The organism is Pseudomonas sp. 30_B, assembly GCF_017491605.1.
Taxonomy (GTDB): Bacteria; Pseudomonadota; Gammaproteobacteria; order Pseudomonadales; family Pseudomonadaceae; genus Pseudomonas.
The window spans coordinates 118011-130520 of the sequence record NZ_JAFGYY010000009.1; the positions used below are offsets into that span (position 1 = coordinate 118011).

The window sequence follows — 12510 nt, forward strand, 5'->3', positions numbered from 1 at the left end:
CAGCCCGGAGGCTAGGGCGCGGTGGCGCCGAGGAAAAATACTTTGTCGGCATGCCTGCATACCCGCTGGGTATACAGGCGTATTCCGGGCTCAGGCGGCGCTGGCGGCAAACTTTTCGTAATAGAAATTCGCCGGCGTGATGCCCTGTTCGCGGATGTACTGGCTCACCGCCTCGACCATGGGCGGCGGGCCGCAGAGGTAGATGTCCACTTCGCCGTCGTTCAGGTGCGCCGGCTCGATGTGCTGGGTGACATAGCCCTTGCGCGGGTAGCGGCTCTCCGAGCTGGCCACGCAGGCGCTCCAGGTGAAGTTGGGGATGCGCGCGGCGAAGGCTTCCAGGCGGTCCATCTCCACCAGGTCGAAGTCGTGGGTGACGCCGTAGATCAGGTGCAGCGGATATTCGCTGCCGCGCTCGGCGATCTGTTCCAGCATCGCGGTGAAGGGCGCCAGGCCCGTGCCGCCGGCCAGCAGCAACAGCGGCCGCCTGATCTCGCGCAGGTAGAAGCTGCCCAACGGGCCGGCCAGGGTCATGGCGTCACCGGCTTTGGCCAGGCCGGTGAGGAAGCTGCTCATCAGCCCGCCCGGCACGTTGCGGATCAGGAAGCTGACTTCGCCGTCCTTCTGCAACGAGCTGAACGAATAGGCACGGGTCTGTTCGCTGCCCGGCACCTGCAGGTTGACGTATTGCCCCGGCAGGAAGGCCAGCCTGCTCAGCGACTCGCCCTTGATCGACAGCGCGATAGTGCTCTCGGAGAGCTGGCGCACCGCGCTGATGCTGGCCTCGAAGCTGGCCTGGGCGGTCTTGCAGACTTGCGAGGAAGCCGGCACGCGCACCACGCAATCGCTCTGCGCACGCATCTGGCAGGTGAGCACGTAGCCCTGCTGCGCTTCGTCCTCGGTCAAGGCGTCGTCGATGTAGTCCTGGCCCAGGTCGTAGCGGCCGGCTTCGGCGAAGCACTTGCAGGTGCCGCAGGCGCCGTCGCGGCAATCCAGCGGGATGTTGATGCCCTGGCGGTAGGCCGCGTCGGCCACGGTCTCGCTGGGGCTGGCGTCGATGAAGCGGGTAACGCCGTCTTCGAAGTTGAGGGCGATCTTGTGGTTCATGGCGTGCACCTCGGCGCCGGGCAGGCGGCGTCGCGCGCGGCGAATCCACGCGCACGACGCACAGCCCTGCCGGCGAAGTTAGATGTGATAGATGTCGATGACCTGGCGGACGTAGTCGTTTTTCAGGACCACCTTCTTCGCCTTCACCAGCGGCTGCTCGCCACGCACGTCGAGCGTGTAGAAGCTGGTGCCGAAGTAGCTGTCGACGGTCTTGTAGCGGAAGCTCAGGGTGTGCCAGTTGAAGCGCACCTGGCACTGCCCGTCGGCCTCGCCGAGCACCTCGATATTGCTGAGGTTGTGCGAGGTGCGGGTGTCCGGCAGGGTCGCGCTGGAGCGCTCGGTCTTGATACGGAACACGCGGTCTTCCAGGCCGCCACGGTTGCCGTACCAGATCAGCGAGATTTCCCGCTGCGGGTCTTCGGTGAGCTGGTCGCGGTCGTCCCAGGCAGGCATCCAGAAGGTGGCGTCGGCGGCGTACAGCTCCAGCCAGGCGTCCCAGTCCTTGTCGTCGAGGTAGCGGGCTTCGCGGTAGAGGAAGTCGCGGACGGTCTCGTAGCGGCTCATCACACACCCTCCTCTGTCACGGCGATTCGGTTGGCCTGCTCGGCGGCCAGCGCGTCGATCATGGTCTGCTGCCAGAACTGGTGCTGCAGCACGAACAGGCCCTCGTCCTCGGTGCGCAGGCCGGAGAGCGCCGGCACCAGGTCGATCTCCCGCGCCGCGTCGTCGGCGCCTTCGATCCAGTGCTGCGCCCCGCGCGACAGGTCGTTCCAACCGCCGGCGCTGCCCTGGTAGGCCTGCTGGCAGGAGCGGAACTCCTCGAGGTCGTCCGGCGTGGCCATGCCGCTGACATTGAAGAAATCCTCGTACTGGCGGATGCGCTGGGCGCGCGCCTCGCTGCTCTCGCCCTTAGGCGCGATGCAGTAGATGGTGATTTCGGTGCGGTTGACGTCGATGGGCCGGGCGATGCGGATCTGCGAGCTGAACTGGTCCATCAGGTAGACGTTGGGGTACAGGCAGAGGTTGCGCGAGTTCTCGATCATCCAGTCGGCGCGGGCCTGGCCATGGTCGCGGGCCAGTTCGTCGCGGCGCTCGAAGGCCGGGCGCGCCTCGGGATTGGCCCAGCGGGTCCAGAGCAGCAGGTGGCCGTGGTCGAAGGAGTAGAAACCGCCGCCCTGCTTGGCCCAGCCGCCGGCGCTCATGGTCTTCACCGCCTCGCCGGCCTCGCGCTGCTGGCGCTGGTTCTGGGTGGCGGCGTAATTCCAGTGCACAGAGCTGACGTGATAGCCGTCGGCGCCGTTCTCGGCGGTGAGCTTCCAGTTGCCTTCGTAGATGTAGCTGCTTGATCCGCGCAGCACTTCCAGGCCTTCGGGGGACTGGTCGACGATCATGTCGATGATCTTCGCCGACTCGCCCAGGTGCTCCACCAGCGGCTTGACCTCAGCCTTCAGGCTGCCGAAGAGGAAGCCGCGGTAGGACTCGAAGCGCGCCACCTTGGTCAGGTCGTGGGAGCCTTCGCAGTTGAAGCCTTCCGGGTAGCCGGCCTCGGCCGGGTCCTTCACCTTGAGCAGCTTGCCGGAGTTGTTGAAGGTCCAGCCGTGGAACGGGCAGGTGTAGCTCGCGCGGTTGCCGGACTTGTGCCGGCAGAGCATGGCGCCCTTGTGGCTGCAGGCGTTGAGGAAGGCGTTGAGCTGGCCTTCCTTGTTGCGGGCGATGAAGACCGACTGGCGACCGATCATGGTGGTCAGGAAGTCGTTCTTCTCGGGGATCTGGCTTTCATGGGCGAGGTAGACCCAGTTGCCTTCGAAGATGTGCTTCATCTCCAGGTCGAACAGGCGCGGGTCGGTGAACATCTCCCGCCGGCAGCGGTAGACACCCTTCTCGGGGTCTTCTTCGAGCAGCGAACGCAAGTAGTCGATACCCAGGGACATGGCCGGGGCCTCCGTTGTTTTTGTTCAGGCAGGCTCAGGTTATGGCTGGGTTGGCGGGGGCAATATCCGCTTTGTGCAGAGTGCTATCCAGATTCTGCAGGCGCGAACGGCAGGTGGGCTGGCGACCCTTTTGCGAGCCGCCAGCAAGGGGCTCAGAGGTGGAAGACGACGCCGTATTCGCCGGCGACCTGCACGGTTTTCGGGACGTCCACGGGGCCGGGCGGCACTTCGCGGTCCAGGGCGCGGAACATCTCGATGGCCTGGCTGCCGGCGCCGGTGATCTCGATCATCTCGCCGCCACCGGGGCCGAAGTTGAAGCCATGCAGGGTGCCTGCGGGGATATGGATCAGCGTGCCGGCCTGGCAGGCGGCGGTACGCCCGGCGACGGTGAAGACGACTTCGCCCTTGAGCACGTAGAAGGACTCGTCCCAGTCATGGGTATGCAGCGGCGGACCGGCGCCCTCCCCGCCCTCCTGATAGGTGATCCGTTGCGCCGCCGAATCGATATCGGACACCAGGACGTTGATGCGGATGCCGACGACGTTGAGGGCCGGACTGCGCTCGCCCGGCGTGAGGATGAACGGGTTGGAGCTCATGGAAGTGGCCTCCCCTGGGGCGACGCAACGTGCGCACGCCTCTTTTCAGTAGAGTTCATCGGCGCGGGCCGGGCGGGGAATCGGAAGAACGGCAGGGCCGTCCGGAACAGGGGGCTTTCGTGGGAGCGGATCTTATCCGCGATGCGCCGGCAGGGCCGGCGCCAGGGACGTCTGCGCGCACAACAATGAGGTCACCTTGAGCGCCTTACTCCGCCGCGATGGATTTCGCGGACAAGGGCTAGGCGCCCCCGTCTCTCCTACGGGGGAATACCGTGCCGTACGGTTCGCGAGCAAGCTCGCTCCTACGAAGAGCCCATATCTCCGGCTTTGGGTTTTGCTCTGAAGACTTCCAGAGAAATCTCCGCACACGCCGGAGCGCCCCTTCAGGAGGCCGAGCGGAATCGGAGTTTCAGGGGTTGAGCGGCATGGATGCCGCGAGAGCGTTGTCGGGCCAGGGATGGCCCGTCAACGCGGGCCCCTGAAACTTCGATGGAGCGAGGGAACCCCGGCGAAGCCGGGGCCGAATGATGGGGCAAGACCTTTGCCCACTTTGGGTCGTTTGCCAAAGTGGGTCGCCCGAGGGGGCGAAACACAAAGTCCGCGCGCATACCGAAGCGGCGCAGGAATACCCAACCCGAGGCAAGAACATCGCGGACGGAGTCCGCTCCTACGTAAAAGAAAACGTCGGAGTCAGCCCGTAGGAGCGCGCCATGCGCGCGATCGCGGGCATGGCCCGCTCCTACAGCTATAAACCCCGGCGCCTGAGCGTCTCCGACGGCAGTTCCCCGAACTGCTGCCGATAGCTCTCCGAGAACCGCCCCAGATGCAGAAAGCCATAATCCAGCGCCAGCTCGGTAACGCTGCGCACCGGGCACGCCGGATCGCTCAGACAGGCACGAATGCGCTCCAGTTTGAGGCGCCGGATGTACTGGCGCGGCGTGGTGCCCGCCTGTCGCTCGAACAGCGCATACAGCGAACGCAGGCTCATGGATGCCTGGTGGGCCAGGACCTCGACATCGATGTCCTCGCGCAGGTGACCCTCGATGTATGCCTCCAGGCGCTCGAAAGAAACGCTGGCGCCGGCGATGGGCTCGCGGCTGACGTTGGTCTTCAGCAGGGTCAGCAGCTTGCTGGCGACGATCTGCTGGTAGTGCTCGTCTACCCGCGCCAGGCGCTCGCTGGCCTCGGACTCCTGGCAGACCATCGACAGCAGGTTGACGAAGCCTTCCAACTCGCCCAGCTGGTAGCGGTTCTCGGTGAAGCGCACGCCGGCGCGCGGATGGCTCCAGCGCTGCTCGGCGCAGATGGCTTCGAGCAGGGTCACCGGAACCTTCAGGATGAATTTCTCGCAGTCGTCCGAGTAGGTCAGGTCGACCGGATCGTCCGGGTTGATCAGCAGCAGCTCGCCCGGCGCTAGGTAGTGCTCCTGGCGCTGGCCGCGCCACAGGCAGTGACCGCTCAGGAGTATCTGCAGGTGGAAGATGCTTTCCAGTGCCGGCGAGGTGACGCGCACCGCGCCGCCATAACTGATGCGACACAGGTCGAGGCTGGCGAAGCGCCGGTGGTTGAGGCTGGCCTGCGGATAGCCGTGGGCCGGCAGGCGCAGGTCGTGGGTGCCCACGTGCTGGTTGACGTAGCCGGACACCGCGTAGGGGTCGGCGCGTTCGAACACTCGGCTACGTTCGCTCAGCAGGTTCTGCATACAAGGCACTCAGGGTTGTTCTCGGCTGCCGCGATCTGCGCCGCGGTCGCACCAGTCTATGCGAGCGGCACGAAGAGCGGACGGGGCCGGGATGAATGGCAACGCACTCACCCCGTCCCGCGTTACCTTCAGGTGGCGTCAGCGTGGCTCACCAGCCCCTTGATCACCACCGCGGCGGTAGCGATGGCCGCCGGGACGATCAGCGCGGTCAGCACCTGTTCGAAGTTCCAGCCCAGGCCCAGCAGGGTCGCGCCGATCCAGGCACCGAGGATGGCGCCGAAGCGGCCGATGCCGAGCATCCAGGACACCCCGGTGGCGCGGCCCTGGGTCGGGTAGAAGCGCGCGGCCAGCGACGGCATGGCCGACTGCGCACCGTTCACGCACATGCCGGCGGCCAGTACCAGGGTCGCCAGCAGGGTGACGGTGCCCAGGCTCTGCCCCACGCAGTAGGCGAACACACCGGCCAGGCAGTAGAAGATGCCGATCACCTTGTGCGGGTTGAAGCGGTCCATGGCCCAGCCCACCGCCACCGAACTGAGCACTCCGCCGAGCTGGAACAGCGCGCCGATGAAGGCGGCCTGCTCCATGCTCGCGCCGGCGTCGCGCATCAGGGTCGGCAGCCAGCTGGTGAGCAGGTAGACGATCACCAGGCCCATGAAATAGGTCAGCCACAGCAGCAGGGTTCCCGCGCTGTAGGTACCGGAGAAGATCACCTTGAACACGTTGCGGCTCTGCACCGTCTTCTGCTCGGGCACGCTGAAATCACGCGCGGCGACCACCTCGGCCGGCGCGATGGGCGCCAGCACGCGCTTCACCCTGTCCGCCCCGCGGTTGCGCACCACCAGGAATCGCGCCGACTCCGGCAGCCACACCAGCAGTACCACCGCCAGCACCAGCGGCAGTACACCGCCGAGGAGCAGCAGGCTGTGCCAGCCGTAGGCCGGGATCAGCTTGGCGGAGACGAAACCGCCCGAGGCCATGCCCAGGTTGAAGCCGCAGAACATGCTGGTCACCAGCAGCGACTTGAGGCGTTCGGGGGTGTACTCGGAGAGCAGCGTAGTGGCGTTGGGCATGGCCGCACCCAGGCCAATGCCGGTCAGCAGGCGCAGGACCAGCAACTGGTCGAGGTTGGCGCTGAACGCCGAGATCAGGCTGAACAAGCCGAACAGGAACACCGCGACCACCAGCACGCCCTTGCGCCCGAAGCGGTCGGCCAGCGGGCCGGAACCCAGGGCGCCGAACACCATGCCGATCAGCGCGGCGCTCATCACCGGGCCGAGGCTGGCGCGGTCGATGCCCCAGTCCTGGGTCAGCGCCGGGGCGATGAAGCCCATGGCAGCGGTGTCGAGGCCGTCGAGGAAGACGATGAGGAAGCACAGCAGCACGATGCGGCACTGGTACAGCGACAGCGGCTGGGCGTTGATGAAGGACTGGACGTCGAGGGTGCCGGCAGCGGGCACGTGGGCGGAGCTGGTCATGCGAAGTCTTCCTGCGAAGGGTTCGTCGCAGCAGTGCCGAGTCACCGAGACTGCCTTGGACGGACAGGAATGAGGCGCAAGCCGGAGGACGCACGGACCGGCAACATGGCAGGCACTGAAGGCCCTGGCTGACGCTCATTGTTGTTATTACCCCGCCTGGCTGGGCGGGGTTGGGGCAACAGTACGGAGAGTCACCGGGCGGTTCAATTCGATAACCGCCTATGCGTTCGATCAGCGAACAGCTTCGCTGGGGGCCAGTGCAGGAGCTGGCGCTTAGATCGACAGGCGTACCACCCGGTCAGGATCGACTTCGGAAGCGCCGCGCCGCTTGTTCACCACCAGCTCGCCGATATCGATCAACCGGGTGCGGGTGACGTTGCGGGTCAGCCCCAGCAGGTTCGCCGTGTGTACCTGGTTGCAGTGGCAGAAGCGGTAGGCCGCCCGCAGCAGCGCATCCTCGACCCGAGCGTGCAGGTTGCCGCCCTGCTCCTCGAACAGGCGCTGAAAGGCCTGCTGCAACAGTTGCTCGGCGCCGAGGGCTTCCAGCCTTGGCTCCTCGCTGCGCTCGATGCGCAGGTTGGACAGGTGCAGGTCCTCGGCACGCACCACGCCGTCGCGGCAGATCAGCAGGGTGTGGTGGATGACGTTTTCCAGCTCGCGGATATTCCCCGGCCAGGAGTAACTGCGCAGTTTCTGCGCCGCCTCCGCGCTGAGCTGGCTCGGGCCGTAGCCCAGGCGCCGGCTGTACTCGGCGATGAAGTGGCGGATCAGCGGCAGGATGTCGCCGGGTCGCTCGCGCAGCGGCGCCAGCTCCAGGCTGACCACATTGAGCCGGTAATACAGGTCCTCCCGGAAATGCCCGGCGTTGATCGCCTTCTCCAGCTGCACGTTGGTGGCTGCCAGTACCCGCACGTTGATCGGGATGCTCTTGCGCGAGCCCAGGCGCACCACTTCGCGCTCCTGCAGCACGCGCAGCAATTTGACCTGGATCGGCATCGGCAGGTCGCCGATCTCGTCGAGGAACAGCGTGCCGCCGTCGGCCTCCTCGAACCAGCCGGCCTTGGCCGCCAGCGCGCCGGTGAAGGCGCCCTTCTCGTGGCCGAACAGTTCGGCCTCCACCAGGGATTCGGAGAAGGCCCCGCAGTTCACCGCCACGAAGGGCCCGCCGCGCCGCGCGCTGAGGTTGTGGATGTGCCGCGCCACCAGCTCCTTGCCGGTGCCAGTCTCGCCGATGATCAGCACGCTGGCCTCGCTGGGTGCGACCTGCTGCAGGTGATCGAGCAGCGCCTGGGATTTGGGGTCCTCGAAGACCTGGGCCGTTGCGCGGATGGAGGTGGCCAGCGCGGGGGACTTGGGCAGGGTCAGCAGACCCTCGGGAGTGGTCGCGTTCATGAGTAGAAGGTCGGTTGCGGCAGTTGCTGGTTCAGCGCCCAGTCGCCCAGCTCGCGGACCTTGTAGTCCACCGGGTCGTGCAGGGTCTGGGTGCGCAGGTTGCGCCAGTAGCGGTCGATGCGCAGCGCGGCGTGGGTGGAGCGCGCGCCGGTGACCTCGAACAGGCGATTGCAGATGTCCAGGCCGTTGCGGGTCGCCGCGACCTTGGCGGTGGCGATGGCCACGGCCAGCCGGCCGCGCTCCTCGCCGTCCAGCGCCGCCCCCTTGCTCCAGGCTTCGTCGAGCAGCTGAGCGGCACGGCGCACCAGCAGGCGGGTGCTTTCCAGGCCGACCCAGAATTCGCCGTAATGCGCGAGCACGTAGGGGTCTTCACCGACCGATGCGGCGCTGGAACGGAACCACGGGCGGGCCTCCTTGAGCGTGTACTGCCGGGCCTCTTCGAAGGCGCCTTCGGCGATGCCGAGGAACACGTGGGTGAAGATCAGCTGGGCGATCAGCGGACGTAGGCAGGCGAAGGGCGTGCTCAGCGGGCCCGGATCGAGCAGCAGCTCGCTCTCCTCCACCCGCACGCGCTCGAAGGTGGCGCTGCCGCTGTCGGTCTGGCGCTGGCCCATGTTGTCCCAGTCGTGGGCGAGGCTGATGCCGCTGCGCGCCGTGGGGATGGCGGCGATCAGCAGCTTGCCGCCCTCGCCGTCCAGTGCCGAGGCGATGAGCATTTCCGAATCCAGCGCGCCGGAGCAGAAGCTCTTGCGCCCGGAGAACTCGCGCCAGCCGGCGAAGGTGCGCGAGAGGGTGCGGGTGTCCAGCGGGTTCAGCGCATTGCCCCAGAACCATTGGCTGCGCGCGGTCAGCTCGAACCATGGTTGCCACTGCTCGGGGCGGGAGAACAGCCGCACGGTGGCCAGCATCAGGTGCTGGAAGCCGAATACGTGGGCGATGGAGCTGTCGACCACGGCGAACTGGCGAACGATGTCCAGCGTGGTGCTCCAGTCGGCGCCCAGGCCGCCGTATTCGCTGGGGATGATCAGCGACAGCAGGCCGCTCTGGCGCAGCGCGTCACGCTCGGCCTTCGGCGTGCCGCCACGGATATCGCGCTCGGCGGCGGTTTCGGCGAAACCGGCGGCCAGGCGCTGGGCGATCTGCCCGGGTGTCTGTGCGTCGAGACGCGTCTTGGCGTTCACGCTCGCTTCCTTCTGAATGGGTTAATCGCTTTCTGGGTCCCCCGCGTTCGCGGGGGCCCAATGAACAGCGCCTCAGCTCGCAGCCCGCGCCGGCAGTACATCGTTGGCGATCATTTCGCCGAACGGCCCGGTGAGGTTGGTCACGCCGCGCCCGGCGAGGCTCGCATAGGGCTCGGGCAGCAGCGGGAAGACCAGCTCGGCGAAGCGGTAGGCCTCTTCCAGGTGCGGGTAGCCGGAGAAGATGAAGCTGTCGATGCCGAGGTCCGCGTACTCCTTGATGCGCTCGGCGACCTGCTGCGGGTCGCCCACCAGCGCGGTGCCGGCGCCGCCGCGCACCAGGCCGACGCCGGCCCAGAGGTTGGGATAGATCTCCAGCTGGTCGCGGCGTCCGCCGTGCAGCGCGGCCATGCGCCGCTGGCCCTCGGAGTCGAAGCGGGCGAAGGACTTCTGCGCGCTGGCGATGGTCTCGTCGGAGATGTTGGCGATCAGCTTGTCGGCGGCCTTCCAGGCTTCCTCGGCGGTCTCGCGGACGATCACGTGCAGGCGAATGCCGAACTTCACGCTGCGGCCCTGCTTCGCGGCACGCTCGCGCACGTCGGCGATCTTCTGCGCGACGGCCTGCGGCGGCTCGCCCCAGGTCAGGTAGACATCTACCTGCTCGGCGGCCAGGTCGTGGGCCTCGGCGGAGGAGCCACCGAAGTACAGCGGCGGATAAGGCTTCTGGATCGGCGGATAGAGCGCCTTGGCGTTCTCCACCTGCAGGTGCTTGCCGGCGAAGTCCACGGACTCGCCCTGCAGCACGCGGCGCCAGATGCGCAGGAATTCGTCGGTGACTTCGTAGCGCTCGGCGTGGCTGAGGTGGATGCCGTCGCCACGGTTTTCATCCGGGTCGCCGCCGGTGACCACATTGATCAGCAGCCGGCCGCCGGACAGGCGATCCAGGGTCGCGGCCATGCGCGCGGAAACGGTCGGCGAGATGATCCCCGGACGGATCGCCACCAGGTAGCGCAGGCGCTCGGTAAGCGGCGCCAGGGCCGAGGCGACCACCCAGGAATCCTCGCAGGAGCGGCCGGTGGGGATCAGCACGCCGTAGTAGCCGAGGGAATCGGCGGCCTGGGCGATCTGTTTCAGATACGGCAGCGACACCGGGCGGGCGCCCTCGCTGGTGCCGAGGAAGTGGCCGTCGCCGTGGGTGGGCAGGAACCAGAATACGTTCATCGATGGCTCCTCAGGCGGTCTTGCGCAGTTGCGGGCGGGCGAACAGCGGCGCGGCGCGCTCGGCGGCCAGCTGGATGCGGGCGCGCAGGGTGTCGCTGGTGATCTGGTAGTCGGCGAAGTCGCCTTCGCTGGCATACACGCCAATGGGCAGCGTGATCGACTGGAAGAAGCTGAACAGCGGGCGTAGCTGGTGGTCGAGGACCAGCGCGTGGCGCTCGCTGCCGCCGGTGGCAGCGAGCAGCACCGGGGTGTCGATCAGGGCGTTCATGTCCACCAGGTCGAACAGGTGCTTGAGCAGGCCCGGATAGGAGCCGCGGTAGACCGGCGAGGCCACCACCAGCAGGTCGGCGGTTTCGATCTCGCGCAGGGTCTGCTCCAGCTCGGCGGAGAGTTCCTGGCGCGACAGCGCGGCGCCCAGCGGGCGGGCGATGTCGGCCAGCTCGATCACTTGGGCTTGCACCGGAAGCTGCTCGCCGAGGGCGTCGAGCACGGCATTGGTGAGCACCAGGGTGCGCGAGGGACGATAGGTGCCGCCGGAGACGGCGACCACTTTGATGGGGCTGGTCATGGGTTTTCCCTGTTGACTGTTGCGCTAGGTTCAGAGGCCTTGAGCAAGGGCCGTACCAACCCCCGCAAGGGGCCGTATCAACAGGAAAATGTGCGATTTCAGGGCAGTTCGGCGAGGTTTCGCCGGGCCCTTATGTCATCCAGGCAACAGTGCTGCTGATCGACTGTTGCCTGAGCAACACTTGCGCCTCAATGAGCGCCCAGCTCACGCAGGCCATGGGAGATGCTCAGGCCCTCCAGTTCGGCCACGTACTCGTCGGTGCTCAGCAACCCGACGCAGGGCATCGCGCCGCGCTGGCGCAACTGCCCGGCAGCCAGCTTGCGCGCCAGCGCCACCGCCGCCATGCAGGGGATGTTCGGGCCGTGGTCCTGCTGCGCCAGCATTTCCCAGCACAGCGCCAGGGGCCTGCCGTCGCCACCCACGCCCTGCAGCTTGACGAACATGCCGCTGCGCCCGTCGCCCAGTGGCTGCATCGCCACCGCCAGCCGGTGCAGGCTGTTGCTCAACGCGGCGGCATTCCTCAGCACTCGCGCGCGCACCAGCCAGGACAGGCCCCAGGTACCGAACTGGGTAAGGCTCAGGCCCAGCCCGGCGGAGAAGCGCACCTCCTGCACGCCGGGGTAGCGCTGCGGGAAAAGCTCCAGGTCCGGCACATCGCAATGCGCCAGCCAGCGGCGCCCCAACGGCCTGGGGAAGCGATGGCGACTCAGGCCCTGCCAGCCATGCACGTTCTGCCAGCGGCCCTGGCGCCACTGGCGTAGCGGCTTGCCGCAGTAGCCCAGCACCGCCGACACCGTGGCCTGGCCGGGAATCTTCGCCGACGAGCTGATGCCATGGTGGATGCTGTCCAGGCGCTGGAAGCGCGGGCGCAACTCGTCGATGACGGCGGCGGCCAGCGCCGGCACCGAGCTGGCGCCGCTGCATACCAGCACCCCGGCGCTGCGAGCGGCGCGGTCGAGTTCGCCGATACCGCAGACGAAGCCGCGCGCGTCGGCCAGGTCGATGTAATGCGCCCGCGCACCGATGGCGGCACGGGCGACACGGTAATCCTGGCCCTGGAACGGGCCGGCGGTGGAAATGACCAGATTGACCTTGAGTTCATTGAGGCGACCGGCGAGCGTCGGCTGGTTCATGTCCAGGCACACCGCCTCCCCGCCGACTTCGCGCGCCAGGGCACTGGCGCGCTTCTGGTCGCGCCCGCCGACCAGCACGCGAATCCCGTCGATCCCGCTCAGGCGGCGAACGATCAGGCTTCCGAAATTGCCGTAGCCGCCCAGTACCAGGACGCGAAACGACGATTCAACAACAGACACGGACATCGATACTCCCTTGCATCCGCC

At 67.2% G+C, this 12510-nt stretch carries 11 protein-coding genes; all 11 read right to left on the reverse strand.

Going from position 1 to position 12510, the window contains the following annotated elements; translation table 11 throughout:
• Positions 1 to 90: 90 nt before the first annotated feature.
• A complete protein-coding gene (benC, locus tag J5M67_RS12205; RefSeq protein WP_207885579.1) occupies positions 91 to 1104 on the reverse strand; it encodes a benzoate 1,2-dioxygenase electron transfer component BenC in 1014 nt (337 codons plus the stop codon).
• Between the two features lie 78 nt (positions 1105 to 1182).
• Entirely contained in the window at positions 1183 to 1671 is a 489-nt protein-coding gene (gene benB / locus J5M67_RS12210) for a benzoate 1,2-dioxygenase small subunit (protein ID WP_088417390.1), read from the reverse strand.
• Positions 1668 to 3035 carry a benzoate 1,2-dioxygenase large subunit gene (gene benA / locus J5M67_RS12215; protein ID WP_207885580.1) on the reverse strand — a complete coding sequence of 456 codons (1368 nt, stop codon included), beginning with the start codon at positions 3033 to 3035 and terminating at the stop codon, positions 1668 to 1670. The genes benB and benA overlap by 4 nt, the downstream gene beginning before the upstream one ends.
• A 152-nt stretch (positions 3036 to 3187) precedes the next feature.
• On the reverse strand, positions 3188 to 3631 hold the full coding sequence (locus tag J5M67_RS12220) for a cupin domain-containing protein (RefSeq protein WP_207885581.1): 444 nt from the start codon (positions 3629 to 3631) through the stop codon (positions 3188 to 3190).
• Between the two features lie 745 nt (positions 3632 to 4376).
• Entirely contained in the window at positions 4377 to 5333 is a 957-nt protein-coding gene (locus tag J5M67_RS12225) for an AraC family transcriptional regulator (protein ID WP_207885582.1), read from the reverse strand.
• Positions 5334 to 5461: 128 nt separating this feature from the next.
• Positions 5462 to 6811 carry an MFS transporter gene (locus tag J5M67_RS12230; protein ID WP_207885583.1) on the reverse strand — a complete coding sequence of 450 codons (1350 nt, stop codon included), beginning with the start codon at positions 6809 to 6811 and terminating at the stop codon, positions 5462 to 5464.
• 273 nt (positions 6812 to 7084) lie between these two features.
• On the reverse strand, positions 7085 to 8203 hold the full coding sequence (locus J5M67_RS12235) for a sigma-54-dependent Fis family transcriptional regulator (protein ID WP_207885584.1): 1119 nt from the start codon (positions 8201 to 8203) through the stop codon (positions 7085 to 7087).
• The gene (locus J5M67_RS12240; RefSeq protein ID WP_207885585.1) at positions 8200 to 9384 is read right to left on the reverse strand and encodes an acyl-CoA dehydrogenase family protein; all 1185 of its coding nucleotides are present in this window, start codon (positions 9382 to 9384) and stop codon (positions 8200 to 8202) included. Before J5M67_RS12240 ends, J5M67_RS12235 begins: the two co-directional genes overlap by 4 nt.
• A gap of 72 nt (positions 9385 to 9456) precedes the next feature.
• Positions 9457 to 10602: an FMNH2-dependent alkanesulfonate monooxygenase gene (gene ssuD, locus J5M67_RS12245; protein WP_207885586.1), complete on the reverse strand. Its 1146-nt coding sequence runs from the start codon at positions 10600 to 10602 to the stop codon at positions 9457 to 9459.
• Between the two features lie 10 nt (positions 10603 to 10612).
• Positions 10613 to 11170, reverse strand: coding sequence for an FMN reductase (msuE, locus tag J5M67_RS12250; RefSeq protein WP_207885587.1), 558 nt, complete (start codon positions 11168 to 11170; stop codon positions 10613 to 10615).
• 188 nt (positions 11171 to 11358) lie between these two features.
• Positions 11359 to 12489: a saccharopine dehydrogenase family protein gene (locus J5M67_RS12255; RefSeq protein WP_207885588.1), complete on the reverse strand. Its 1131-nt coding sequence runs from the start codon at positions 12487 to 12489 to the stop codon at positions 11359 to 11361.
• Positions 12490 to 12510 lie beyond the last annotated feature (21 nt).